The sequence below is a fragment of the Inquilinus sp. 2KB_23 genome (assembly GCF_052115705.1).
In the GTDB taxonomy this organism is placed as follows: Bacteria; Pseudomonadota; Alphaproteobacteria; order DSM-16000; family Inquilinaceae; genus Inquilinus; species Inquilinus ginsengisoli_A.
This window is the reverse complement of record NZ_JBFRHF010000008.1, coordinates 188367-213336: the sequence shown is the minus strand read 5'-3', so window position 1 is coordinate 213336 and position 24970 is coordinate 188367. Positions and strand designations below refer to the sequence as shown.

General features: G+C 68.0%; 19 protein-coding genes. 6 read left to right on the top strand and 13 right to left on the bottom strand.

Translation table 11 applies throughout. The annotated features are described in order from the left end of the window. Window positions 1-9 precede the first annotated feature (9 nt). Both AB4112_RS12735 and AB4112_RS12730 read left to right on the top strand, forming a co-directional pair. The gene (locus AB4112_RS12735; protein ID WP_309793869.1) at window positions 10-954 is read left to right on the top strand and encodes an ABC transporter permease; all 945 of its coding nucleotides are present in this window, start codon (window positions 10-12) and stop codon (window positions 952-954) included. A gap of 54 nt (window positions 955-1008) precedes the next feature. Continuing rightward, complete coding sequence (locus tag AB4112_RS12730; RefSeq protein WP_309793868.1) at window positions 1009-2115, top strand: autoinducer 2 ABC transporter substrate-binding protein; 1107 nt, start codon at window positions 1009-1011, stop codon at window positions 2113-2115. Window positions 2116-2812: 697 nt separating this feature from the next. On the opposite strand, the gene AB4112_RS12725 is transcribed toward AB4112_RS12730, so the two are convergent. Further along, the gene (locus AB4112_RS12725; protein WP_309793867.1) at window positions 2813-3754 is read right to left on the bottom strand and encodes an AraC family transcriptional regulator; all 942 of its coding nucleotides are present in this window, start codon (window positions 3752-3754) and stop codon (window positions 2813-2815) included. A gap of 377 nt (window positions 3755-4131) precedes the next feature. On the opposite strand from AB4112_RS12725, the gene AB4112_RS12720 reads away from it, so the two are divergent. Both AB4112_RS12720 and AB4112_RS12715 read left to right on the top strand, forming a co-directional pair. Continuing rightward, entirely contained in the window at window positions 4132-4977 is an 846-nt protein-coding gene (locus tag AB4112_RS12720; protein ID WP_309793866.1) for a VOC family protein, read from the top strand. 139 nt (window positions 4978-5116) lie between these two features. Beyond that, entirely contained in the window at window positions 5117-5542 is a 426-nt protein-coding gene (locus AB4112_RS12715; protein ID WP_309793865.1) for a putative quinol monooxygenase, read from the top strand. 196 nt (window positions 5543-5738) lie between these two features. Here AB4112_RS12715 and AB4112_RS12710 read toward each other — a convergent pair whose 3' ends face one another. The 6 genes from AB4112_RS12710 to AB4112_RS12685 form a co-directional block, all read right to left on the bottom strand. After that, entirely contained in the window at window positions 5739-7853 is a 2115-nt protein-coding gene (locus AB4112_RS12710) for a beta-galactosidase (RefSeq protein WP_309793864.1), read from the bottom strand. A gap of 86 nt (window positions 7854-7939) precedes the next feature. After that, window positions 7940-9688, bottom strand: a complete 1749-nt coding sequence (locus tag AB4112_RS12705) for an ABC transporter ATP-binding protein (RefSeq protein ID WP_309793863.1) — start codon at window positions 9686-9688, stop codon at window positions 7940-7942. Window positions 9689-9699: 11 nt separating this feature from the next. Next, entirely contained in the window at window positions 9700-10875 is a 1176-nt protein-coding gene (locus AB4112_RS12700) for an ABC transporter permease (RefSeq protein ID WP_309793862.1), read from the bottom strand. Further along, entirely contained in the window at window positions 10875-11861 is a 987-nt protein-coding gene (locus tag AB4112_RS12695; protein WP_309793861.1) for an ABC transporter permease, read from the bottom strand. Before AB4112_RS12695 ends, AB4112_RS12700 begins: the two co-directional genes overlap by 1 nt. A 26-nt stretch (window positions 11862-11887) precedes the next feature. Further along, complete coding sequence (locus AB4112_RS12690) at window positions 11888-13996, bottom strand: family 10 glycosylhydrolase (protein WP_309793860.1); 2109 nt, start codon at window positions 13994-13996, stop codon at window positions 11888-11890. Window positions 13997-14078: 82 nt separating this feature from the next. Then, on the bottom strand, window positions 14079-16007 hold the full coding sequence (locus AB4112_RS12685; RefSeq protein WP_309793859.1) for an ABC transporter substrate-binding protein: 1929 nt from the start codon (window positions 16005-16007) through the stop codon (window positions 14079-14081). Window positions 16008-16252: 245 nt separating this feature from the next. Between AB4112_RS12685 and AB4112_RS12680 the strand changes: the two genes are divergently transcribed. Beyond that, the gene (locus AB4112_RS12680) at window positions 16253-17269 is read left to right on the top strand and encodes a LacI family DNA-binding transcriptional regulator (protein ID WP_441720074.1); all 1017 of its coding nucleotides are present in this window, start codon (window positions 16253-16255) and stop codon (window positions 17267-17269) included. Window positions 17270-17697: 428 nt separating this feature from the next. Here AB4112_RS12680 and AB4112_RS12675 read toward each other — a convergent pair whose 3' ends face one another. Genes AB4112_RS12675 through AB4112_RS12650 form a run of 6 tightly spaced genes read right to left on the bottom strand, consistent with a single transcriptional unit; the run spans window position 17698 to window position 23880 of the window. Beyond that, window positions 17698-18396, bottom strand: a complete 699-nt coding sequence (locus AB4112_RS12675) for a cysteine hydrolase family protein (protein ID WP_441720072.1) — start codon at window positions 18394-18396, stop codon at window positions 17698-17700. Then, window positions 18393-19226 (bottom strand): N-formylglutamate amidohydrolase, encoded by an 834-nt coding sequence (locus tag AB4112_RS12670; RefSeq protein WP_441720069.1) that lies wholly within the window; start codon window positions 19224-19226, stop codon window positions 18393-18395. The genes AB4112_RS12675 and AB4112_RS12670 overlap by 4 nt, the downstream gene beginning before the upstream one ends. Further along, window positions 19223-20110 carry a branched-chain amino acid ABC transporter permease gene (locus AB4112_RS12665; protein WP_441720066.1) on the bottom strand — a complete coding sequence of 296 codons (888 nt, stop codon included), beginning with the start codon at window positions 20108-20110 and terminating at the stop codon, window positions 19223-19225. The genes AB4112_RS12670 and AB4112_RS12665 overlap by 4 nt, the downstream gene beginning before the upstream one ends. 15 nt (window positions 20111-20125) lie before the next feature. Beyond that, complete coding sequence (locus AB4112_RS12660) at window positions 20126-20839, bottom strand: ABC transporter ATP-binding protein (protein WP_309793854.1); 714 nt, start codon at window positions 20837-20839, stop codon at window positions 20126-20128. 7 nt (window positions 20840-20846) lie between these two features. Then, on the bottom strand, window positions 20847-22007 hold the full coding sequence (locus AB4112_RS12655; protein ID WP_441720062.1) for an ABC transporter substrate-binding protein: 1161 nt from the start codon (window positions 22005-22007) through the stop codon (window positions 20847-20849). Window positions 22008-22041: 34 nt separating this feature from the next. Beyond that, on the bottom strand, window positions 22042-23880 hold the full coding sequence (locus AB4112_RS12650) for a branched-chain amino acid ABC transporter ATP-binding protein/permease (protein ID WP_441720059.1): 1839 nt from the start codon (window positions 23878-23880) through the stop codon (window positions 22042-22044). Window positions 23881-24040: 160 nt separating this feature from the next. Between AB4112_RS12650 and AB4112_RS12645 the strand changes: the two genes are divergently transcribed. After that, on the top strand, window positions 24041-24961 hold the full coding sequence (locus AB4112_RS12645; protein ID WP_309793851.1) for a MurR/RpiR family transcriptional regulator: 921 nt from the start codon (window positions 24041-24043) through the stop codon (window positions 24959-24961). The last annotated feature ends 9 nt before the right edge of the window (window positions 24962-24970 follow it).

Genomic DNA, 24970 nt, shown 5'->3' with positions numbered 1-24970 from the left:
GAGACGCCGGTGTCGCTGCGCTTCCTCCTCCGGCACGAGACGATCCTGGCCATCCTGGTCGCGATCGCCCTCGCCCTTCTGGCCACCCAGTCGGACCGCTTCTTCACCATCGACAACCTGCTGAACCAGGGCCGGCTGATGGCCGAGGTCGGGCTGGTGGCCCTGGCCATGACCTTCGTCATCGTCACCGGCGGCATCGACCTGTCGGTCGGATCGATCCTCGGACTCTGCGCCATTCTGCTCGGCGTGTTCTGGAAGACCCTCGGCCTGCCGCTGCCCGCCGCGATGGCCCTGGCGCTGGTGGTCGGCGCTGTGGCGGGGCTGGTCAACGGCCTGATCATCACCCGCTTCCGGGTGCCGCCGCTGATCGCCACCCTGGCCACCCTCGCCCTCTATCGCGGCCTGGCCGAGGGCATCAGCCAGGCGCGATCGGTGCGCGGCTATCCGGACTGGTTCTTCGGCCTCGGCCAGGGCGAGGCGCTCGGCGTGCCTTCCCAGCTCTGGATCCTGCTGGCCGTGACGGCGGCCGCCGCCGTGATCCTCGGCCTCACCACCTTCGGCCGGTCGACCTATTCGGTCGGCGCCAACGAGACGGCCGCCCGCTTCTCGGGCATCGGCGTCGACCGCACCAAGCTGCTGATCTACACCGGCTCGGGGCTGATGGCCGGGCTCGCCGCCGTGGTCTTCGTGTCGCGCGTGTCGACCACGCGCTCGGACATGGGCACCGGGCTGGAGCTCGACGTCATCACCGCGGTCGTCCTCGGCGGCACCAGCATTTTCGGCGGGCGCGGCACGATCATCGGCACGGTGCTCGGGCTGATCCTGATGCAGGCCATCAAGAACGGCCTGTCCCTGGCCGGGGTGAAGGGCGACGGCACCATCGTCGTGATCGGCGTGGTGCTGATCCTCGCCATTCTGATCGGCAACCTGTTCCGCCGCGACGGCGACGGCTGACCAACAAGCGCGGGCCTCGCCGGATTCCGGCCCGCAAACAGTGGAGGAGATGACATGAGGCGGACGACTTGGGCCCTGGCATTCGGCGTGCTGCTTGCCGCCGGCGCGGCGCGGGCGGATTCGGGCTGGACGGGCGGCGACGATTTGCCGACCAGCCCGCTGGCCTGCGACGGGACGGCCGCCGCGGCGGCGGCGAAGCCCTATGACGGCGGCACCCCGACCAGCGCGCCGGACCGCGCCGGCAAGCCGCTCACCGTGGTCGACATCCCGAAGCTGATCGGCATCGGCTATTTCAACGCGACCTCGAAGGGCATCGCCGACGCGGCCAAGGAGCTCGGCAACGTCACCGCCAAGACGGACGGCCCGACCAAGGCCAATATCGACGAGCAGATCACCTTCATCGACAACACCATCACCAGCGGCGTCGACGGCATCCTGTTCGCCGCCAACGACCCGGTCGCCATCGCGCCGGTGCTGAAGAAGGCCCTGTCCAAGGGCATCAACGTCGTCGGCTACGACGCCAATTCGACGCCGGACGCCCGCCAATGGTTTGTCAACCAGGCGGAGTTCAATGGCATCGCCAAGTCGCTGATCGACAACCTGGCGAAGGAGATCGGCGAGGAGGGTTCCTTCGCCATCGTCACCTCGACCTTCACCACGCCGAACCAGGCGCGCTGGATCGCCGAGATGGCGGCCTATGCCGAGAAGTGCCATCCGAAGCTGAAATGGCTGGAGACGGTCGAGGCGCAGGAGGACAATATCCTGTCCTTCAACCAGGCGACGACGCTGATCAACAAGCATGGCGACGAGCTCAAGGGCATCGTCGGCATGACCAGCGTGGCGACCCCGGCCTCCGCCGAGGCGGTCACCCAGGCCGGCAAATGCGGCCAGATTGCCGTGATCGGCCTGGCCACGCCCAACGCCATGAAGCCCTATGTGGCGAAGGACTGCGTCAAGTCGGTGGTGCTGTGGAACCCGGTCGATCTCGGCTATGCCGCGATGTATGTGCTGCGGGCCGTGGCCGACGGCACGCTGAAGCCGGGCGCGACCTCGGTGAAGGCCGGCAAGCTCGGCGACCTCCAGGTCGTCAACGGCAGCGAGATCCTGCTCGGGGCGCCCTTCGTCTTCACCAAGGAGAACATCGATAAGTTCGACTTCTGATCGGCGAAACTGTCATCGCCTTCCTAGAGCGTTAGCCCGTTGAAACTGGAGTTGAGCACCAGGACCATCGCAAGATGATCCGTCTGTGTCGGAGCGGGGGCTTGGTCTCCGCTCCGGTCGGGCATCCGATTTCGCATCGGTCCGTGAAGCGCAGAGCCCCGCCTTCTCGGGCGGGGCTCAGGATCATGTTGATATCGAAGCAGTTATAACAAATATCGGGGGAGTAATAACCGAGGTGGTTGCGGGGACCCGCAACCAACGATTCTTGCGATTGGCCGAGAGCACAGTTCCGCGCCTTGCTGCATAACGCAACCTCGCTCAGGAGCGAACGCATGATGCGTTAGTGCCATTTCCGGCCATCGCTGCGGCTTCTCCAGAACGGACGCAGGCCAAGCTGGCTGGGAACGTCCTTTCCTCGCCGGCCTGGCGCCTCAGGAGGCTCCCGAAGCCGGACACTGTATTGGACTACCCGAAGCGGACGCGACCGCCTTTGGCGCGTTGGAGATGGATGGTATGAGCTGGCCCGAAGGTTGAGGCTCGCGAATGATTACGGATCATCCGGGGCAATGAGGCATGTTGAGCCCGAGCGACGCCAAGCCGTCTCGTAGAGAAGCGAATACTATCGAGCACCCAGGGCTGTCCGCGGCAGGCGACCGGTTGGGCATCTTTCCACAGTCCCGTTGCCGTCGAAGCCATTTCATCCCTGCACGCGCCGGCGATATTCTCCCGGCGTAACACCGAGACATCGGCGGAAGACTGTCGTCAAATGGGACTGGCTTGAGAAGCCGCAAGCCAGCGCCACGTCGACGAGCCGCTCGTCGTTCCGGCGCAGCAGCGCACGAGCGCGTCCGATGCGCCGCACCAGCACATAGGAGTAAGGTGATATGCCGACCGTTTCCTGAAAGCGGCGGGCAAAATGATAAACGCTCATTCCGGCGACAGCAGCGAGCGATGACAGGCGTAGGTCCTGGTCGACGCCGTCCTCGATGTAAGCTACGACGCGTGCGATCCCCCTTGCGGGAAGCTTGCCGAACGGCCCGTGGCCGTTTCGCTCGCCGTGGCTCGATAGCCGCCGGAGGAACGTTTCGGCGAGGATCAATGCCCAACTATCGAGAAGGAGGTTTGTAGGCTCTATCAGGGAGGCCGTATGCCCAATGCGGTCCAGCCGACGGCAAAGCTGGGAATCCGGCACGTCCGCGGGCATCCGAAGATGATCGTGGGTGAGTTCCCTTCCGAACAACGATGCGCAAACCATGCCCATCAGTTCGAAAGGAAGATGGAATTGCATGAAGCTTACCGGCTGCTCGAAGCGCCATTGTGCGCCCTCGAACGGCAACATGGACACTCGGCCCGACGGCGCAGCATCGCGCCAAGCCGTTGCTACGCTCGTTCGCAGTGAAGCACTGACGAACGTCGGGTCGCCCTCCTGCGGAGAATCCTCGATGGTCGAGAACCAGTAGCTCATCTTGAGCGACGTCGCCGTTGCAGCACCGATCGTGCGTACCGGTGCGATCAGATGGTCTCTCCAGTAACGCGGAACGTGAGAGGAATAAGTCGCCCCACAGGACGCAAAGCCGGTGCCCGCGCCATCACCCATCTGGCCGTTTTCGATCCCCTTCCAGGCGTCTTCGAATTTCAACCGCCCGTGCTCCAGGGTGCTTCGACGTATTCTGGCCGGCTCGAATTTACACCATCTGCAACATGGCAGGTAGGCCGAGCCGGGACGGCACGACCCGCGCTACGGCCCACGAGGCGTCGCCCAGTAGGATCGGCGAGATCTGGGAAATCCAATCACCATCGAAGCTCTTGGCGCGGCAAAAGAGCAAGATTCTGTAATACACGCCAGCCGCGGCGCGCACATCTAGGCGTCAGAGGCGGCGTTCGCACCGTTCGGCGCGGGGATGGTGGCAAAACAGCCTGCATACGAGGCGAGTTGCAGCGCGATGCAGCGGCAAGAGCGCTTGGCCACTGTCAGAAGGGCCGCCGACGCCAAGGGCAATTTCAGGGAGAGGGACGATGGAAAATCATGGACAGATTTCAGGAGGCCTCGATCGCCGGGATGCGCTGAAAACCGCGGGTACGGTGCTAGCGGCATCAGTCACCGGAATGGCAGCGCCGGCCGCGGCGCAGGGGCGGCGGGCGACGTCGGCCAAGTCCGACGAGCTACCGATCGGCCAGCGGCTGCAAGGCGTTCAACATTTCGGCCTCACAGTCCAGAACATGGAGCGAGCTTTCACCTTCTACACCGAGGTGCTAGGCGGAACCGAGGTAATGCGCGATGGCGATTTCCAAGGCGAACGGATCCACAATACGCTGCTGACTGGCCAGGAAATCGAAGCTCGCGCACGCGGCGTCAACCCACGCACAATGGGTATTCCCGACCTTCGCGGCGGTGCGCAGCGGCTCGACGTGCGCTTCGTCCAGTTCGACAATGTCGTCGTCGAGCTCCTGCAATATCGCGATGCCGATCAGCCGATGGGCGGACCACAGGCATTCGCCGAGCCGCTCGATCACATGAGCCCGGCATTTCCGCGGATGATGCACATCTGCTTTCACATCCGCGACGACGCCGATTTCAATCAATTCATCGCCGACCTCGAAGCGGAGTCCGGCCGGCGCGGCATGACGAACGTCCGCGCGAACCGCGTCGTGACCGTGGCGAACGAAGCCGAGCGCCGCGCAGCCCCGCTCGACGCCAATTCCAACGGGATCACCGAAGGCAAGTCGGACGGGTGGCGCTTGATCTACTGCACCGGCTCGGAAGGCGAGCAGCTCGAGTTCGTGCAGGCACTGGGTTCGGTCAAGCAGACCTTCGACGACGCGCTCGAAGCGCGGCGCAAGATGGTGTCCTCATCGCGCTGAACGGAGAACAAGCCGTGCAGGGTTTCACAGCTACTGAGGCATTACGCGCCCCCTCCCAACAGGGGTGCGCAACTGGCTCCCTCGCGAGGCGCGAGCACGACACACGAGCCGCAAAACCCAGGACGGAAGGAGATATGCAATGTCGGGCAAGTTCCTGTCCCGCGTCATGGTGGCAACGATGGTAGCGGCCGCGCTCCCCACGCCAGGAGCGATCGCCCGAGACGCTGATGGAGTGCGCTATACCGCCATTCCTGCCGACGCTTATGCCGTCGTGGCACAGATTCGCGCCAAGCCGGGCAAGGAAGACGCCCTACGTGCAATCACGCTACCGCTCGTGGCGCAGGTACGCGCCGAGCCGAACAACCTGCTCTACTTCCTCCATGAGAGCCGCGAGACGCCGGGGCATTTCATCTTCACCGAGATTTTCGCCAGCCAGACCGATTTCGAGGCGCATAATCGAACCCCGCATGTCCAGTCCTGGTTCGCGCGCCTGCCAGAACTCGCCGATGGCGAGATCAGCGTGATCCGCATGGGCATCCTCGGCAACACGGCCTCAGGACGCTGACAAAAGAGCGGCTTGAGGACCTGCCAGCGTAGTTGACCTCTGGAACGGCTCAAGGCGGTAGCCAGCTGCGGTAACGGCCCGGGAGGCATAGAGATCAAGCCAGTATGCTGTCCCGAACAACAGGTCCGGTGCCCGTGGCCATCGAAGCCGACACGACCGCATGCGACCCAGCCGCGACTTACGCTGCAAGGCGCATCTAGGCAAGCCGGACCACCAGAACGTCTCGTGGCGGGAGTACCATTTCGTCATCTTTGATCCGGGCGTTCTCGGCCGCCCAATGAGTCTCGCCAAAGCGGAGCGTTCCGTAGCGGCCGGCGAGCGTGACGGCCGAGCGCTGGGTCTCACGCGTCGGGTTCACCACCCACAGCACCTTGCCGCTTTCGCCGTCATGCAACCTGGCCTGCAGCGCGCCGTTCGAGAGCCGCACATGCTGCTCCCGGCCGGTCCACGCGAAGACCCCGGCGAAATAGCTCCGATTCGCCTCGCCCGAGGTCCTGAAATAGCCCACGCCCGGATGGGTGCCGACCAGCAGGGTCCGCCCGCGTCCATGGGTGTGCTCGACCATCGCGAGCCGCCCGTCGGCGAACCGGCCGCGCTCGGTGCCGCCCGCCAGCGTATAGCTCTGCAGGAAGCCGCCGCCCGTCACGCTGTGGCCGTCATAGTCGAAGCGGATGCGATCGCCGATGTCGGGCATGAATTCGACCTCGTGCTCGCGCACCCCGAAGACGCGGTCCAGCCCGTGGTTCGGCTGTACGATGCCGACCTTGCCGCGGTCGCCGAAATAGCCGATGCAGGCCTCGCTGATCAGCGTGCCGCCGGCCTCCACCCAGCGGGCCAGCCTCTCCGCATGCGCCGCCGTGAGCATGATCGGGTACGGCGCATAGATCGTGTCATGGGCGTCGATGTCGTCGATATGCAGCCAGTCCGCCTGGATGCCGTTGTCGAAGAAGCCGCGATAGGCGCCCCACATCGCCTCGGCATAGGTCTCCGGGCAGTGGCGGTGGTTGAGCAGCAGGTCCCAGGCCTGGGCTTCCGGAACGACCAGCAGGCCGATATCGCCCCTCACCGGCCGTGCCGCGAAGACGTCCTTCCGCTCCGGCGCGTTCGCCCATTTCGCGATGGCGCTGGCCATGTCGGAGCGCGGCGTGCGCGACCCGTCCATGGCGTAGGAGCCGAAGGCGCCGAACAGCGGGCCGTCGAGCAGCGGCCGCCAGCGCAGGTTGAGGACGCCGGTCACGCCGGCGGCGAAGGAGGTCATCGTCCAGACGCGGATGTCCTCCGGCTCGGCGACGCGGCCATCCTCCTTGTCGCGGCCCAGCACCTGCGGCTGCAGCCACAGCGGGCCGCCTTGCCGCTCCGCGTGCCAGAACGGCTTGCCGCGGGCGGCGGCGCGGGTCATGTCGGCGCCGTAGAAGTTGCGCCAGGGCTGGTTGCCCTTGCGCGCCGGCACCCAGGTCATGCCGTAGATCTCGACCTTGGACGCCGCCAGCCAGTCGTCGCAGCCATTCGCCGCCATGTTGGGGATCGCGCCGGCGATGCCATGCGCGGCGATCAGGCACTGCGGGTCCACCGCGCGGATCGTGTCGATCCGCCACTGCATCTGGCCGTAGAAATTGTCCCGCCGGAACTCGATCCAGTCGAGGCCTTCCGGATAGGGGGCGATCTCGGCCGGCGGCTCGATGTCCTCCCACTCGGCATAGGAATAGCGGTGCCAGGCCTGCGCCAGCGTCTCGAGGTCGCCGTATTTCCGCTGCAGCCATTCGCGGTAGGCGGCCTTGGCGGGGTCCGAATAATCGACATCGGCCGCGTAGTTGACCTCGTTCCAGACGTCGTAGCCGAGCAGCGCCGGATGCCCCTTGTAGCGGGTCGCGAGCGCCGTCAGGAACGCACCGGCCGCCGCCTTCACCTCGGGGCAGTTCATGCTGAGGGCCCCTGCCCCGCCGCCATTGTTGGCGAAGCCGCCCACGGCGGCGCTGACCCCCATGTTCGAGGTCAGCGGCCGCCCGTCCATCCGGCGCTGCCGCGCGTGGGCGAATTTGCGATAGGCCCAGTCGGGAACCGTGTGGGTCAGCTCGGCGATGATGGTCTTGAGGCCGTTCTCGGCCGCCAGGTCCATCTGCCGGTCATAGTCGTCCCAGTCGTAGACGCCGGGCCGACGCTCGATGACGCTCCACATGAACCAGTGACGGAAGATGTTGAGTCCATCCTCGGCCGCCGTCCGGTAGTCCCGCTGCCAATCCTCGGGGGGCGGGTTGGACTTGCGGAAATAGACCGCTCCGAACGGAATCTGCGGGACCTTGTCCGTGGGCATGGGACGCTCCTCTGGCGCAACACTCTTCCTTCGGCGGACGCGGTCCTGCGCCGCCGCCTCAATCGCTGTCCTATGGATCCCCGGGGCTAGCTGGTCTTGCCGGCCAGTGCCTCCTGGGGGACGAAACGGGTGCGGTGCATCATCCGCTTGCGGCGCGGATCCGGGCTCGGCACGGCCGAGATCAGGCTGCGCGTGTAGGGTTCGCGCGGCGCGGTGCAGATCTCCTCGGCCGGGCCCATCTCAACCAGCCGGCCGCGATGCATGACCGCGACCCGGTCGCAGAAATAGCGGACCACCGAGATGTCGTGCGAGATGAAGACGAAGCTCAGGCGCAGCCGCCGCTGCAGGTCCAGCAGCAGGTCGAGGATCTGCGCGCGGATCGAGACGTCGAGCGCGGCGGTCGCCTCGTCGGCGATGACGATGCGCGGGTCGAGCGCGAGGGCGCGGGCAATGCCGATGCGCTGCCGCTGCCCGCCCGAGAAGGCGTGCGGATAGCGCTCCATGGCGAGGGGGTCGAGCCCGACCAGTTCCATCAGTTCGCCCACCCTCTTGGTCAGCTCTGCGCCGCGTGCCGTCCGGCTCACATAAAGCGGATCGCCGATGATCTGCTTGACCGTCATGCGCGGATTCAGCGAGGCGAACGGGTCCTGGAACACCAGCCGGACATCGCGGTGGAACGCCCTGAGCCCCGGCTTGCCGAGCGCCGTCACCTCCACCGGCCGCCCGGCGCCATCGACATAGGTGATGCGGCCGGCGCTGGGCTCGATCGTCCGCAGGATCAGCCGGCCGAGCGTCGTCTTGCCCGAGCCGCTCTCACCGACGATGCCGAGATTCTCCCCGGGGAAGAGGTCGAGGCTGACATCGTCGACCGCCCGGACCGCGTGGTCGCCGCGGCCATAGACCTTCGACACGTTGCGCAGCGACAGCACCGGCGACGCCTCGCTTGGTTCGGCGGCCGCCGGCTTCGCGAGCGCGCGCCGGTTCTGCTCCAGCTTCACCGTCGCGTTCAAAAGCGCGCGGGTATAGGGATGCTTCGGATCGTGGAAGATGTCGTCGGCGCTGCCGCGCTCGACGATGCGGCCGTAATGCATCACCGCGACCTCATCGGCGATCTCGGCGACCAGCCCCATGTCGTGGGTGATCAGCAGCATCGCCATGCCGCGGCTGTCCTGCAGCCGCTTGATAAGGTCGAGGATCTCCGCCTGGGTGGTCACGTCGAGCGCGGTCGTCGGCTCGTCGGCGATCAGGATGTCGGGGTTGCAGGCCAGCGCCATGGCGATCATCGCCCGCTGCCGCATGCCGCCCGAGAACTCGAAGGTGTAGCGGTCGATCATCCGGCCGGGATCGGGGATCTCGACCTGCCGCAGCAGGTCGATGGCCGCCTCGCGCGCCGCCCGCTTGCCGAGCCGGCGATGCAGCCGCAGCGCCTCGACGATCTGTGAGCCGATCGTGTGCACGGGCGAGAGCGAGCTCATCGGCTCCTGGAAGACGAGGCCGATCCGCCCGCCCCGGATCTTCAGCAGCTCCGGGCTGCGTTCCGTGAGCGCGGCGATGTCGATCTCGCCGCCATCGCCCCGCAGCAGGATGCGGCCGCCGGCGATCCGACCTTTGCGGTCGACGATGCGCAGCAGCGCCCGCGCCGTCACGCTCTTGCCCGAGCCGCTTTCGCCGACGAGGCAAAGCGTCCGGCCGCGCTTCAGGTCGAAGCTCACCTCCCGCGCCGCGTGGAGGATATGGGTGCGCAGGTTGAAATCGAGGCTGAGCCCTTCGACCCGCAGCACCACCTCGGCCGTGTCGGCCTCTGTGGCGGGCCGGTCCGCCGTCATCAGTCCCATCGCGGCCCCCATCATGAATCGTAGGGGTCGGCCGCGTCGCGCAGGCCGTCGCCGAGGAAGTTGAAGGCCAGCACGGCGAGCACCACGGCGCCGGCCGGCCAGGCCAGGAGCCACGGCGCGCCGGCGATGGTGCGCACGTTCTGCGCCTCCTGCAGCAGCACGCCCCAGGAGACCACCGGCGGCTTCAGCCCGACGCCGAGGAAGGACAGCGCCGTCTCGGCCACGATCATGGTGGGGACGGCGAGCGTCACCACCGCCAGGATGTGGCTGGTGAGCGAGGGCAGGATGTGGCGGAAGATGAGCCGCCGCTCGCCCGACCCGTCCAGCCTGGCGGCGGTGACGAAGTCCTCTCCCCGCAGGGCGTAGAACCGGCCGCGCACCTCGCGCGCCAGCCCGGTCCAGCCGAACAGGGAGACGATGAGCGTGATGACGAAGTAGATGTGCAGCGGCGACCAGGTGAGCGGGATCGCCGCCGCCAGCCCGAGCCAGAGCGGGATGGTGGGCATCGAGCTGATCACCTCGATGATGCGCTGGATCACCATGTCCACCGCGCCGCCATAGAAGCCGGAGAGGCTGCCGAGCGTGACGCCCAGCAGCAGGCTGACGCAGACGCCGACCAGTCCGATCGACATCGAGATCCGGGTGCCGTAGATCAGCCGGCTCAGCAGGTCCCGCCCGAGCTTGTCGGTGCCGAGCAGATACATGGTGTCGGCCGGCCGCACCGGGCCGATCAGGTGCCGGTCCAGCGGGATGAGGCCCCACAGCCGGTAGGCCGGGCCCTTCACGAAGAAGCCGATGGGCACGACTTTGGCCTCGTCCACCACATAGGTGCGGCGCAGCGAGGCCTGGTCCACCTGCATGGAATAGCCGGTGACATGGAGCAGGAACCGTGAGCCGCCGTCGGGGTCGGCCGCGAAGAAGCGGATCTTCTGCGGCGGCGCGTTGGTGAATTGCGGCCGCGCGGCATCGGGCAGCGCCGGCGCCAGGAATTCCGCGAAGGCGCCGACGAGATAGAACAGCAGGATGACGACGCCGGACGCGACCGCCACCTTGTTGCGGGCGAAGCGCCGCCAGATCAGCGCCCACTGCCCGGCGGCGGCGATCTCGCCCGAGCTGGTCCGGGGCTTCAGGAGGGTGACGGCGGGTCCCGTCTCCGCCGGCCCGTCGATGAAGATGTGCTCGCTCATCAGGTGAACCGGATCCGGGGGTCGAGCAGCGCGAGAAGGATGTCGGAGATCAGCATCCCGATCAGCGTCAGCACGCCCATCAGCAGGATGAAGCTGCCGGCCAGGTACATGTCCTGCGAGATCAGGGCCCGGAGCAGCAGCGGCCCCGCCGTCGGCAGGTTGAGCACGATGGCCACGATGGTGGCGCCGGAGATCAGCTCCGGCAGCACCCAGCCGATGGCCGAGACGAAGGGGTTGAGCGCGATGCGCACGGGGTACCGCAGCACCGCCCGGTATTCGGGCAGGCCCTTGGCCTTGGCGGTGATCACATAGGGCTTGTTCAGCTCATCGCTGAGATTGGCCCGCAGGATCCGGATCAGCGCGGCGGTGCCGTGCGTGCCGATGATGATGACCGGGATCCACAGATGCGCGAGGAGGTCGCCGATCTTGGCCCAAGTCCACGGAGCGTCGATGTATTCGGGCGAGTAGAGCCCGCCCACGCTCTGGCCGAAATACTTGTAGGAGAGGTACATCAGCGTCAGCGCCAGGATGAAGTTCGGCACTGCGAGACCGAGGAAGCCGAGGAAGGTGAAGCCGTAATCGCCGACCGAATGGCGGCGCATGGCCGAATAGATGCCGATCGGCAGCGAGACGGCCCAGACGAAGAGCAGCGAGGCGGCCGAGATCGCCAGCGTCGCGCCCATCCGTTCCCAGATCAGATCGGCGACCGGCCGGTTCCATTCGAAGGAATAGCCGAAGTCGCCGCGGAACAGGATGCCGCTCATCCACTTCCAGTATTGCAGCCAGACCGGGTCGTCGAAACCGTAGATCTCCCGCAGCCGCGCCACCTGCGCCGGATCCACGTTCTGGCCGGAATCCGTCATCATGGCGATCATCGAGGTGAGATAGTCGCCCGGCGGCAGCTGGATGATCAGGAACGCGATGATCGACATGCCGAGCAGCGTCGGCACCATGTAGATCAGGCGTTTGATGATGTAGCGCAGCATGTCCGCCCGCGCCTCCCCTGTCTTCTTCAGGCCCAGGTGATGTGCACGGCCTCGACCAGGTCGATCGTCGGCACGGTCACGACCACCCGGCCCGCTTCCACCGTCGCCCCGGCCGTCTCCCCGGCGACGAGCAGCCGCGCCCCGGCGAAGGAGCGGCCGGCGGGAACGGCCACCGAGACCTCCTGCCGCCCGACGGGATAGATCTCCCGCGTCGGCCCCTTCATCAGCATCGGGTTGGTCAGGTTCTGCAGCGCGACCACCAGCCCGCCCTCGCCCTCGCGCACGGCAACATCCAGCACCGACCGCCCGGTCACCTCGACATCCGGCCGCTTGCCCAGCGCCCAGCGCACGGCATTGCCGATCAGCCGCTGATGGTCGGCGGCGAGCACCTCCCAGAAGGTCGCGCCGACGTTCCACGGGATGTAGACGGTGCGCCCGCCGCCCGGATGCTGCCGGGCCACCAGGGCGGCGCCCCGCGGCGCCTCGCGCGGATAGACCTCCTCCATCGGCAGGTCCGGGAAATCCGGCACATACAGGAACGGCACCTCGGCATCGGCCGCGGCCTCGACGCCGATCAGATGGGTGCCGCCGATGATGCGCGCCGCCCCGTCATAGCCCTGCGTGATCGGATGCCGGCCGTTGAGCGCCACATAGCTGTTCTGGACGCCCCCCCGGGGCGGCCTGGTCACCGTCACGCCCAGCAGGCGGCCCAGCGCCAGGGTCCCGCGCGGGCGGTTGTTCTCGTCGCGCATCGAGGTCTCATGGGTGGCGACCACGCTGCCGCCGCGGGCGACATAGGCCTCCAGCGCGGCGCATTGCGCGTCGGAAAGGCAGGTCGCGTTGGCGAGGATCAGGACCTTGAACCGGTCCAGCCGCTCGGGCGTCATCGCCTGGTCGGACAGCATCTCGAAGGGCAGCTTCTCCTCGACCAGCGCCTGGTAGACGCCGAGATCGTCGGCCTCCGCCTCCCGGCGCGTCTCCTGCCCGTGATGGCGCAGGGTGGTGGCCGGATCGAGGATGGCGATCTCCGCCGCCGGCCGCGTCGCCGCCAGCACCGGCTCCAGCGCGGCGTGAAGGCCGAAGCAGTCGACGATCGGCGCCACCCAGCGCGTGTCGGGCACCGTGCCGTTGAACTTGGTGAACCACGGCAGCATGCCCTGGACCACGCCGTCGAGCATCCACGACCGGATCTCCGGGCCTGTGGTCACCGCATCCTTCCAGCGGTATTTCTCCTCCGGCCCGATCGAGGTGATCAGGACCACCGGCCGGTCGCGGAAGGTCGCCCGCATGCGCTTGCCGTTGCGGCCCGACATCCAGACCGGCTCGGTGCCGCGCCGGCCCTGGTCGTCGACGACGAGGAACGGGCAGTGCCGTTCGATCAGCTTCAGGTCGAACTCCATCAACGAGACGCTGCCCATGTTGGGAATGAAGCTGGTGTTCGGCTTGATCGCCTTCATCGCCTCGTCCCATTCGACCACGAGGCGGCTCAGCACCGTGCGCCGCCAGGCCGTCCAGGCCAGCCAGGCCGGATCCTCGGGATCAGCGTCGAGCGGCAGGTCGTGGCCGGACGCGTCGCGGAAGTTCCGTTTGCAGGTCTCGCAATAGCAGACGCCGTGCCCCTGCCAGCGATTGGCGAAGATCGCGTCGATGTCGTAGTTGCGCGTGATCTCGCGCAGCACCTGCGGCATGAACTCGAAGTTATAGTCGCTGTAGGCGCAGGTGACCCAGACGCTCGGATAGGCCCAGTGGCGGCGCTTGCGGCCCTCCTTGTCGACGGCGATCCATTCCGGATGGGCGTCGGCCGCGTCCTGGTGGATGGCATGCGGATCGACCCGCGCCATGACATGCATGCCCAGGCGCCGGGCGCCGTCGACCAGCGTGCCGAACGGGTCGGTGTCGCCCAGATGCCGGCTGACATAGTGGAACGGCACCTTGGACGGATAGTAGGCGATGTAGCCGCCGGCGCTGAGGCAGGTCGCGTTCGACTTGCTGCGCCGGAAGAGATCGATCCAGAACTCGGGATCGAAGCGGATGGGGTCGTCCTCGGCGAGCGTGAGCTGCGTCCAGCGCGTTGCCGACCGGTACCAGTCGGCCGTCCTGAGGTCTCCGGCCGATGGCGCGATGGTCTCCAGCATGTCTCGCTCTCTGTTGGTCGGTCGGAAGGGGCCGGCGCCGGCCGCGAAGCCGGCATCCGGACGCAAAGGCGGGTTCGGCCGGTCAGGCCTTGAAGAACTGCTCGGGCCGGGCCGGGCCGGGCGTCGGCCAGCCGAAGGAGTTCGGCATGGTCTTCGGGACATTGACCATGGTGGTCTTGACGATGCCGTAGCTGTCAGGTGGCAGGCAGACGCCAAAGGTCATGAACAGATCCGCGGCCTGCTCGAGGATCTGCCGCATCACCGTCTTCTGCTGCTCGGGGTCCCCGGTGGCCAGCAGCTTGGTGTAGAGATCCTGCTGCGCCTTGATCTCCGCCGGCGGCTCGATCGCATCCGGGTTCTTCGGGTCGAGATAGTAGAGCGACCAGCCCGGGGCGAAGAGCGAGTTGGTCGAGAACGGCACGAAGTAGCGGGCGTCGAGCATGGCGGCGATGCCGCTGTTCGCCCCGAACTGATGCGCTGTCGCGTCGAAGTCGCGCCCGCGGCGGACCCGCGTCTCCCACAGCGAGCGGTCCATGCTGCGCACCTGCGCATCGATGCCCACGGCCTGGAACATCGGCACCGCGAGCTGGAACATGTCGAGGAAGGTGGTGCGGGTCTGGTCGAGCTCGAAGATGATCGTCACCCGCCGGCCGCTCTCGTCGGTCCGGTAGTTGTCGCCGTCCCGGTTCGGGATCAGCTTGTCCAGCATCGCGTTGGCAGCGTCCGGATCGTATTGCGTGAAGTCCTTGGCCAGCCGTTCGACATAGAGCGGGTCGCCGGGCTGGATCGAGGCCTGCGCCGGTTGCCCCTGCCCAACGAACACCGCGTCGATCAGCGCCTGCCGGTCGATCGCGGTGGACAGCGCCTGGCGGAATTCCCTGGTGTTGAACAGCTTGTTCTTCACTGGGTCGGTGTGGTTCAGGTTCAGCTGGAAGACCATGACATTGGCCGCGGTCTCCTTCAGCGTGTAGAAGCCGTAGCCGCCCTTCTGCTGGCCGTCGAACAGGACCGGCTTGTTCGCGGGCGTGGCGATGTACTGGTCCATCATGTCGATCTCGCCCTGCAGCACCTTCAGCAGCAGGACTTCGGGATCGGCCACCATCTGGTAGACGATGCGGTCGAAATAGGGCAGCTGGGTGCCCTCCGGATCGATCTTGAAGTAGTAGGGATTGCGGACGGCCAGCGCCTGTTCGGTGCTTTGCCCCGGCGCGACCGTGAACATCCAGGCGTTGAGGGTCGGCCGGCCCGGGTTCTGGAAGAAGGTGTTGTCGTCGGACAGGCCGATCTCGCGCTGGAACAGCGCGATCCAGCTTTCGAGCCCCTTCTCCTTGGCCAGCTTGTCGGCATCCGGATTGTAGCGGGCGTGGAATTGCTGCAGGTAGTGCTTCGGCGTGCGCGTCAGCTGGTCCTGCTGGGCCCAGGCGAGGTTCTGGACGAAGAAGCCGTTGGGCGACGCGAAGACGACCTTGAACGTCGTCTCGTCGATCACCTCGACGCGGGCAGGCTTGCCGCCGGCATACCACCAGCCGTTGCCGCCGGTGTTGGTGTCCTTGTCGGTGAAGAACGCGTCGTACCAGAACTGGACGTCCTCGGTCGTGAACGGATGCCCGTCCGACCATCTGTGGCCCTTCCGCAGATGGAAGGTGTATTCGGTGGCGTCGGCATTGACGCTCCAGGACTCGGCGGTGTTCTCGACCAGGCCCGACCAGTCGGGATTGAAGCGGACCAGCGGCTCGTAGCCCTGGTAGCGGACCAGCATCGACAGCGACCCGCCGCCGACCAGCGCGTGCTTCCAGTCGCCGCCCTGCTGGCCGGCGCGTTCGAACGGGGTGATGACCAGCGGATTGGCCGGCAGCCGCTGCGTCACCGGCGGCAGCGTGCCACCCGCCACCTGGTCCTTCAGAAAAGCCGATTCCTTGATGTCGGCGGCACGGCCGATCCCGGGCAGCGCGAACGATGCGGCGGTGGCGGACGTGGCGGCGATGAATGCCCTGCGGCTCAGCTTCACCATCGTTGGGTTCCTCCTCCCATGCCCAGCCTGTTATGATCGGCCGTGGTATTTGGTGAGCTTGCATAAGCGCTTTCGTTAGGTAAAGCGTTATGGGGCGAAAATTTAATTGCGGAAATTATCGATATAGATCCCGAAATGCGACAATCAGATTCAATAGCTGGCATCGGCAAGGTGTCGGAACAAAACTTTTTGAGCCGTTATGGGCCGATGTTAGAAGGGGATCAGGCCCGAAAAAAGGATCAGCAATGGCCAAGGTCACATTGACGACCATCGCGCAGCGGACGGGCTTGTCGAAATTCGCGGTGTCACGCTCCCTGTCCGGCAAGGACGGGGTGTCCGAGGAGACGCGCCGTCGCGTCCAGGAGGTAGCCGTGGAGCTGGGCTACCTGCGCCAGAACGCCGAGCCGGAGCTGCCCGCCCTGGGCGTGATCTTCCACGACACCGATCTCATCAACAGCGAGCTTTACCTGCTGATCCAGAACGGCGCCCAGCTGGAGGCCGAAAGGCTGGGCTACCGCCTGACCATGCGCTGGACCCACCAGCCCGACGAGATCCAGGGCATCGTCCGGTCCTGCCGCGGCGCCGTCCTGATCGGCCCCCATGATCGCGAGACCTTCGCCCGGGTCCGGGACCTCGGCAAGCCGATCGTCCGGCAGGGCTGGCTGGAGCCGCTGGAGCAGGCCGACCATGTCGGCGGCACCGACCACGAGGCCGGCTCCGCCGTCGCGAACTACCTCCTGGCCCTCGGCCATCGCCGCATCGTCTATGTGCACGGGACGCCGGGCTATCGCGGGCGCATCGAGCGCTTCTACGGCGTGCGCGAGGTCCTGGAGAAGCAGGGCGACGTGGAGTTCCGTCAGATGACGTTCCATGCCGAAACGCGCTTCACCGAGCATCTGCGCGCCGCCCATGCCGACGGGTTTCGCCCCACCGCCTTCTTCTGCGCCCATGACGGCCTGGCGCTGACAGTGGTCTCCGAGCTGCTTCGGCTCGGCTACCGGATTCCGGAAGACGCTTCGGTCGTCGGCTTCGGGGACTATTCCACGGCGACCCAGATCTCGCCGCAGCTGACGACCGTCAAGGTCTTCGGCCAGCATATGGGAGCCGCGTGCGTGCGCCTGCTCGACGACCGGATCCAGGGAAGCATCCCGCCCGACGTTCCCGTGCGCGTACAGATCACGAGCCGCATCATCGAGCGCGCCTCCTGCGGTCCGAGAACCCAGTTGGAGGCTCCAGCCCCGCTTCTGCCGCTCGTGGGCTGACCGGCTTCGGGTGAAGTGTCACGTCGCCACCTCAGACCGGATCGGCTTGGTCTTGGCAAACTGGCAGGCCGCGAAGCGACCGTTACAGCCGTCTCGCGCCGATCCTGCCGAAACGGACGTCCTCCATCTGAATCCAGCCGACTTTCGGGAACACCGACTGTGCTGCCGTCGCTATGGCCTTGGCCAAGTCGGGAGGCTTGACTTGGCGAGGCGAAAAGCCGGGGGAGCGATGCTCAGCAGGGCTTCTCCTGTCCGCCCGGCACCAAAGTTCTTGCTGGCCTACCGGCCGGTGGGCGCCACAAGTAGACGTAGCGGCGTCGTCTCCAAAGCGGACAGCCATCGAAACCCTTGGCCGATGATGGGGGCGACGCCTCAGGGCTTGGATGGCAGCGATGAGCCTGCGGGCAGCTTCCGCGACATGGCTCGGATCAACTGCCGGATCGTATGCGCGCCAGCGCGTCGAGCTCGGCGAGGAGCGCATCGGTCGACCGGATGCGGCAATAGCCCTTGAAAGCCGACAGCGCGTGGTCATGCCGGACCTGACTGTAGGTCGCCGACGCATCGTCGACCATGGTGACGAGATAGCCGAGGTCGCCCCCCACCCGCACCGTGTTCTCCACGCACTGGTCGGTCAGCACGCCGAACACGATCAGATGGTCGATGCCCAGCGCCTTCAGCACATAGTCGAGATTGGTGGTGCCGAAGGGGCCGGAGGCGGTCTTGCGGATGATGATGTCGTCCCCGGCCGGCGCCACCTCGTCGATCACCTGCGCCTCCCATGACCCGCGCGGGTTGTGGATCAGCGAGATCCGGTGGTCGAGGCCGCGGTCGCGGCCGTCCAGCGTCAGGCTCTCGATGATGACGTAGATGTTCTCGATGCCCAGCGCGCGCGTGGCGGCGTGCAGCCGCTGCTGGTTCGGGATCACCACCCGGTCCAGCCGGTCGTAGAAATAGCGATAGCCGTCGCCGGCCGCGCCCTCCGGCACCGGCCCGTGCCGCTTCTTCGCGGCGCAGTCGGCATTCTGCATGTCGACGCTGATCACCGCGGTGCGGCGCAGGTCGACCGCCCGCTCGCGGAAACGGGCGCCCAGCACCTCGGGCGGCTCGGTCGGGATGAAGACGGTCATGGTGTCGGGGTCTCCGATGGCGTGGGGATGCGGGCCAGGCCCGGCAGCAAAGGGGACACGGCGGCGGCCAGGCATTCGGCCCAGCGGTCGGCATCGGCCTCGCGGCCCAGCCCGTCCTGCCGGATCTCGACCAGGACATTGGGCAGGCCTCGGCGTTCGGCCTGCACCGGGATGGTGTAGTCGCTGTCGTCGCCGATGAAATAGGGCTGGTTGTCGCCGACCGGCCGCGCCGCCGGATCCTGCCGCAGCCGGTCGACCAGCGGCCGTGCCAGCCCGCCGTCATGGCGGTAGGCCAGGGCGATCGGCCAGGGCCGCTGCTGGCCCGGGAAGTCAGGAGTGAAGCTGTGGATCGCCAGCAGCACGGTCGACACCCGCGCCGCGGCGCGCGCGTCCAGCAGATGTCCGATCGCGGTCTGGTAGGGCACCACCAGCGTGTCGAAGCGCTGCGCCCGCTCGGCCTTGGTCAGGTCCTGGTTGCCGGGCACGGGTACGCCGGCGCTGGTCTTCGGGATCGACCCCGGCACGCCGCGCGGGCGGTTGCAGTCGACCACCAGCCGGGAATAGCCCGATAGCACCAGCGGCGCATCCAGCAGCACGGACAGCCGCCGCGCCACCCAGGCGGCGCCCGGGTCCCAGGCGATGTGGCTGGCGACGTCGGCGGCGCCGAGGCCCAGGCTGCCGAGCCGCGCCGGCATGCGGTTCGAGGCGTGGTCACAGGTCAGCACCACGGCGCCGCGACCGCCGGCGTTCACCACCTCGAACACCGGCGGCTCGTCCTCCGCGAGCAGCGGCGCCGGCATATCCGGGTCGGCGGGGGACAACAGGGTCATGGACGAACGGCTCCGGCAACGCGCACCAGCCCCTGGGGCCGGCACAGCAACAGAAGGATGACGAGCAGCAGCGCCACGGCGTCGCGGAACGGCAGCACCGGGTCGGGCAGCAGCGCCTGCAGCCCGATCTCGATGAAGCCCAGGCAGAAGCCGCCGATCACCGCGCCCGGCAGGCTGCCGATGCCGCCGAGGATCGCGGCGATGAAGGCCTTCAACACCGGCAGGAAGCCCATCAGCGGGTCGACCGAGCCGCGCTGCGCCACCCACAGCAGGCCCGACACGCCGGCCAGCAGGCCGGAGATGGCGAAGGCGGTGGCGATGACCGCGTTGGCCCGGATGCCCATCATCCGGGTCATCGGGAAGTCGATCGACGCGGCGCGGATGGCCAGGCCGATCAGGGTGCGGCGCAGGAACAGGCCCAGCAGGCCGACCATGACGATCGTGGTCACGATCGACAGCAGCTGGATGACGCCGAGATGATAGGGCCCGATGGTGATCGCCCCCGCCAGGACTTCGGGCACCGGCACCGGCCGCGGCCGGGCCGAGATGGTGGCCTGGAACACCACCTGCAGGATGCCGGACACGGCGAAGGAGGTCAGCAGCAGGGTGGTGCCGTTGGCGCCGCGCAGCGGCCGGAAGGCGATGCGCTCCATCAGCACCGCGGCCAGCGCGGCCGCGGCCAGGGCCGCCGGCACCGCCAGCCACAGCGGCACGCCGGCGGTGATGGCGAAGAACAGGGTGTAGCCGGCGATCGTCATCAGCTCGCCATGGGCGAAGTTGATCAGCCCGAGCACCGAGAACACCACGGCCAGCCCCAGCGCCAGCAGGGCATAGGTGCCGCCGAGCGACAGCGCGTTCAGGATCTGCTGGATCAGGATGTCCATCATCGTCTCCCGCGCTCACGCATGGCCGAGATAAGCCCGCTCGATCTCGTCAGAGGCCAAGAGGTCGCGTGCGGTGCCGGACATCGCCACCTCGCCATGGGCGATGACATAGGCGCGGTCGGCGATCTCCAGCGCCATGTGCACGTTCTGCTCGACCACCAGCAGGGTCAGCCCGCGGCGGCGCAGCTCGACCAGCAGGTCGAAGATCGCCTCCACCACCTGCGGCGCCAGGCCCAGCGACGGCTCGTCCAGCAGCAGCAGCTTCGGCTGCGACATCAGCGCCCGGGCGATCGCCAGCATCTGCTGCTCGCCGCCCGACAGCGTGCCGGCGGCCTGGTGCCGCCGCGCCGCCAGGATCGGGAACAGCGCCAGCATCTCGTCCCGGGTCCGCGCCGCGTCGGCCCGGCCGCGCCGGATGGCGCCGCCGATCCGCAGGTTCTCCTCCACCGTCATCGCGGCGAAGACCCGCCGGCCCTCCGGCACCAGCGTCATGCCCAGCCGGACGATCTGCTCCGCCGGCCGGCCGGACACCGGCTGGCCGTCGAAGGCGACCCGGCCGCGCCGGGCGGGCAGCAGGCCGGTGATGGCCTGCAGCGTCGTCGACTTGCCGGCGCCGTTGGCGCCCAGCACGGCGACGATCTCGCCCGCCGCCACCGACAGGCCGACGCCGCGAACCGCGGCGATCGGGCCATAGGCGACCGTCAGATCCTCGACCTCGAGCAGGCTCATGCCGCCCTCACATCCGCGGCTTGGGGACCAGGGCCGGGTCGGGCGTGGCCTGCAGCACCAGCGCCCGCTTGCCGCCCTGGATCCGGACGATCGCGACCTGGCGGATCGGCACCCCGTCGGTGCCCTTGTAGGTGATGGCGCCGGTGGCGCCCTGGACATCCTGCAGCCCGCGCACCGCCTGCCACACCGCGGCGGGCTCGGCCGACCCGGCCGCCTTGGACGCGGCCGCCACCACCTTCACCAGGTCATAGCCGATGGCGTTGTAGATGGTGTCGCTGTCCTGGCCGTATTTGGCCTTGTAGGCGGCGTTGAACGCCGCCAGCGGGCTGCCCTCGGCGGCGAAGCCGGCGGTGGTGAACACCACGCCCTCCACCGCCTCGCCGACGGCGAAGGTGGTCGGCGAGTCGATGCCGTCGGAGCCGATCACCGGGATCTTCACCCCCGACGCCCGCAGCTGCTTGATGAAGGCCGGGAAGTCGGGCTCATAGGCCGCGGTCATGATCACGTCGGGCGCCGGCGACAGCGCCTTGATCTTGGTCACCTGGGCCGAGAAATCCTGCTGCCCCATGGTGAAGCTGTCCTCGGCCACCACCTTGCCGCCCAGCTTCTCGAACACCTCCTTGAAGTAGAGCGGCAGCTGGGTATAGGCGGTGTCCGGCGACACCAGGATGGCCGCGGTCTTGTAGCCCTGGTCGGTCGCATATTTGGCGGACACCGCGCTCTGCACATTGTCGCCGGGGAAGTTCAGGAACATGTGGTCGCCGACCGCCATCGGCAGGGTCGGCGACGAGGCGCAGGTCGAGAAGGCGGCGACGCCCGCGGCCTGGGCGATCTGGCCGGCGCCGATCGACGGGTCGGCATCGCAGGGCGTGACCAGCACCGAGATGCCCTCGTCGATCAGCTCCTGCGCCGCCACCGCGGCCTGGGCCGGGTCGGACCGGCTGTCCTTCTGCCGGATCTCGATCATCCGGCCGCCGACGCCGCCAGCCGCGTTGATCTCCTCCACCGCCAGCTGCATGCCGGCCATCGCCGGCACGTCGGCATAGGCGAGGTTGCCGGTCAGTGCGACCGCCGCGCCGATCACCAGCTTGTCCTGCGCCATCGCGGGCGCGGCCAGCGTCGCCATGGCGGCAACCGTGCCCAGCAGCGTGAGAACTTTTCCGTTCATTCGTGCCTCCGTCCCTGTTCGTTGTCGTTCGTCGTCAGACCGCGGCCGCCAGCGCCGCCGGCTTGCGCGCGGCGCGGCGGCCGATATAGGCCTCGACCACCGCCGGGTCGGCCTGGACCTGGTCCGGCACGCCGGCGGCGATGACCTGCCCTTTGTTCAGCACCACCACCCGGTCGCACAGCCGCATCACCAGCTTCAGGTCGTGCTCGACCAGCAGCAACCCCAGGCCCGTGCGCCGCCGCAGGTCGTCCAGCAGGCGCATCAGCGCCTCGGATTCCGCCGGGTTCATGCCCGCCGCCGGCTCGTCCAGCAGCAGGTAGCGCGGCCGCATCGCCAGGGCGCGGGCGATCTCGACCCGCCGCTGCTCGCCATAGGCCAGCTGCCCGGCCCGGCGCCCGGCCAGCCCGTCGACGCCCAGCTCGGCCAGCGCCGCCATCGCGCGTTCGGCCACGGCGCCCCCCGCCCGCCCCCGGCCGCTGCCCGTGACCGCGACGATGACGTTCTCCAGCACCGTCAGATCCTTGAACAGGCGGATGTTCTGGAAGCTGCGGCCGATGCCCAGCCGGGCGACGCGGTGCGACGGCAGCCCGGCGATGTCGCGGCCGTCGATCCGCACCGTGCCGGATGTCGCCGGCACCACACCGGACAGGGCGTTGATCAGCGTGGTCTTGCCCGACCCGTTGGGGCCGATCAGCCCGACGATCTCGCCGGGCCGCACCGACAGGTCGACCGCGTCCAGCGCCACCAGCCCGGCGAAGCGCTTGGTCACCCGGTCCGCCGTCAGGGCGGCGTCCGCCGGCGCGGCCTCGGCCGGCAGCGGCGCCGTCGCGACCGGGATGGGCTGGCGGAACAGCCAGTCGTCGATCTCGGCCAGGCCGAACAGCCCGCCGGGGCGGCGGTACATGATCAGCAGGATGCCCAAGCCCAGCACGATCTGGGTCAGGCCGAAGGCCTGCGGCAGGCCCAGCTGCGGCAGGACCGGCCCTTCCTCGAACCGGCGGGCGAATTCGGTGATCAGGGTGATGGCGAAGGTGCCGATCACGGCGCCGGAGACCGAGGCCGGGCCGCCGATGATCAGCATCGCCAGGATGGCGAAGGTGTCGACGAAGAAGAATTTCTTCGGGCTGAAGGCACCCAGCACATGGGCCAGGAGGCCGCCGGCCACCGCCATCAGCATCGCCGACAGCACCCAGGCGGCCAGCCGCCGCCGGGCGACGTCGACGCCCATGGCCCGGGCCGCCAGCTCGTCCTCGCGGCTGGCCCGCAACTCCAGCCCCGCGGTCGAATCGCGGAACAGCCGGGCCACCAGGATCGCGATCGCGACGCAGGCCAGCAGCACCGGCACGGTGGTCAGCCGTTCGACCCCGAAGAAGGTCTGGCTGCCGCGGGTGATGTCCTTGGCGCCGTTCAGCACCGAATGGATGATGATCAAGAGGCCCAGCGAGGTGATCGAGGCGGCGGAGCCGGACAGCCGGGCGACCGGGATGCCGATCACCAGCGCGAACAGCCCGACCGCCAGCGCCGCGACCACCAGGGATTCGGCGAAGCCGAACTGGGCGGCGGCCAGCCAGCCCGGCAGGTTCGGCAGCATCGTCGCCTTGACCGCGGGCGGCAGGGTCAGCAGCGCCGAGGCATAGGCGCCCAACCCCATGAAGCCGACATGGCCGAAGCTGGTCACCCCGGAATTGCCGACATAGAGGCCGGTCGCGACCACGGCGATCAGGTTGATCATGAACAGGATGAGGATCCGCTGCTCGGCCGCGCCGAGGAACAGCACCACGCCGGCGGCCAGCAGCGTGACCGGCACGATCAGCGGCACCGCGCCAGCCAGGGCGCGCCGCACCACGGGGCCGGCGCTGTCGATCGATGTCACCGTTTTCGCCTCCCGGGCGACGTTGCGCCCTGATCCGCCCCGCCCCGACCGGGACCAAGGCACCGCGAGCCTGTCGCCGCGCTTGCCATTTACTAGGATATATTCCAACCTTCGTGTCAATCAGGCAATTCTGTAACGTATCATCCAAACTGCGAGGCCCATGTCGATCCGTCGCGCCCCTGCGCCGCTGCCGACCATCGAGCACCGCATCCGTGCCGGCCTGCCCGAGCTGACGCCGTCCGAGCGGCGGGCGGCGCGTGCCGTTCTGTCGGCCTATCCGATCGCGGCGTTGGAGACGATCGCCGAGCTGGCGGACCGGGCCCAGGCCAGCGCCCCCACCATCCTGCGCTGGGTGTCCAAGCTGGGCTATTCCGGCTTCCCGCAGTTCCAGCGCGCGGTGCGCGAGGAGGTGCAGGACCGGATGAAGTCGCCGCTGTCGCTGTTCGACACCGCGCCGCGCATCGGGGCGGAAGACGGCGGGCTGCTGCACGGCTTCTTCGCCGCCGCCGCCGCGACGCTGATGGAGACCGAGCGCATGATCGACCCGGCGACACTGGACGCAGTGATCGACGTGCTGGCCGACCCGCGCCGGCGGATCCTGGCGCTGGGCGGCCGGACCAGCCATATCCAGGCGAAGTATCTGGTGTTCCACCTGCATCATCTGCGCGCCGGGGTGCAGGAGCTGCAGGCCGCCGCCGTACCGCTGTACTACCAGGCCGCCGACCTGGGCCGGCGTGACGTGATCGTCGCCTTCGACTATCGCCGCTACGAACGCCAGACCATCGCCCTGTGCCGCACCGCGGCCAAGCAGGGCGCGACCGTCATCCTGGTCACCGATCCCTGGCTGTCGCCGATCGCCGAGGTGGCGGCGCATGTGCTGACCGCCGCCATCGCCGTGCCATCGCCCTTCGACACCGGCGTCACCGGCATCGCGCTGGTCGAGGCGCTGCTGGCCGGGGTGCTGCAGCGCCAGGGTCGCGATGCGCGGGAGCGGATGCAGATGCTGGAGGACAAGGCCGGCGAGGCCCGCGACGATTTCGTCGCCGACCGGAAGACAACGGTGCTGCGGCCGGAAGACTGATCCGCCCGC

Coding starts and splice junctions, on each gene's coding strand:
- AB4112_RS12730 (WP_309793868.1), top strand. CDS start 1,009: ATGAGGCGGACGACTTGGGCCCTGGCATTCGGCGTGCTGCTTGCCGCC.
- AB4112_RS12720 (WP_309793866.1), top strand. CDS start 4,132: ATGGAAAATCATGGACAGATTTCAGGAGGCCTCGATCGCCGGGATGCG.
- AB4112_RS12715 (WP_309793865.1), top strand. CDS start 5,117: ATGTCGGGCAAGTTCCTGTCCCGCGTCATGGTGGCAACGATGGTAGCG.
- AB4112_RS12710 (WP_309793864.1), bottom strand. CDS start 7,853: ATGCCCACGGACAAGGTCCCGCAGATTCCGTTCGGAGCGGTCTATTTC.
- AB4112_RS12705 (WP_309793863.1), bottom strand. CDS start 9,688: ATGGGACTGATGACGGCGGACCGGCCCGCCACAGAGGCCGACACGGCC.
- AB4112_RS12700 (WP_309793862.1), bottom strand. CDS start 10,875: ATGAGCGAGCACATCTTCATCGACGGGCCGGCGGAGACGGGACCCGCC.
- AB4112_RS12695 (WP_309793861.1), bottom strand. CDS start 11,861: ATGCTGCGCTACATCATCAAACGCCTGATCTACATGGTGCCGACGCTG.
- AB4112_RS12690 (WP_309793860.1), bottom strand. CDS start 13,996: ATGCTGGAGACCATCGCGCCATCGGCCGGAGACCTCAGGACGGCCGAC.
- AB4112_RS12685 (WP_309793859.1), bottom strand. CDS start 16,007: ATGGTGAAGCTGAGCCGCAGGGCATTCATCGCCGCCACGTCCGCCACC.
- AB4112_RS12680 (WP_441720074.1), top strand. CDS start 16,253: ATGGCCAAGGTCACATTGACGACCATCGCGCAGCGGACGGGCTTGTCG.
- AB4112_RS12675 (WP_441720072.1), bottom strand. CDS start 18,396: ATGACCGTCTTCATCCCGACCGAGCCGCCCGAGGTGCTGGGCGCCCGT.
- AB4112_RS12670 (WP_441720069.1), bottom strand. CDS start 19,226: ATGACCCTGTTGTCCCCCGCCGACCCGGATATGCCGGCGCCGCTGCTC.
- AB4112_RS12665 (WP_441720066.1), bottom strand. CDS start 20,110: ATGGACATCCTGATCCAGCAGATCCTGAACGCGCTGTCGCTCGGCGGC.
- AB4112_RS12660 (WP_309793854.1), bottom strand. CDS start 20,839: ATGAGCCTGCTCGAGGTCGAGGATCTGACGGTCGCCTATGGCCCGATC.
- AB4112_RS12655 (WP_441720062.1), bottom strand. CDS start 22,007: ATGAACGGAAAAGTTCTCACGCTGCTGGGCACGGTTGCCGCCATGGCG.
- AB4112_RS12645 (WP_309793851.1), top strand. CDS start 24,041: ATGTCGATCCGTCGCGCCCCTGCGCCGCTGCCGACCATCGAGCACCGC.